Below are 236 nucleotides of genomic sequence, written 5' to 3'. Positions count from 1 at the left end.
CGGTGGATGCCTTGACACTAGGAGTCGATGAAGGACGGGACTAACGCCGATATGCTTCGGGGAGCTGTAAGTAAGCTTTGATCCGAAGATTTCCGAATGGGGAAACCCACTATACGTAATGGTATGGTATCCTTACCTGAATACATAGGGTATGGAAGACAGACCCAGGGAACTGAAACATCTAAGTACCTGGAGGAAGAGAAAGCAAATGCGATTTCCTGAGTAGCGGCGAGCGA

1 rRNA gene is annotated in these 236 nt (G+C 48.7%); it reads left to right on the top strand.

Annotated features, from left to right (window positions below):
• Positions 1-236: ribosomal RNA gene (locus SB754_RS22985) — 23S ribosomal RNA — on the top strand; the annotation flags it as partial.

It is taken from the genome of Leifsonia sp. SIMBA_070 (assembly GCF_046534635.1).
Lineage (GTDB): Bacteria > Actinomycetota > Actinomycetes > Actinomycetales > Microbacteriaceae > Leifsonia.
This window is presented reverse-complemented; position numbering and strand designations above follow the sequence as displayed.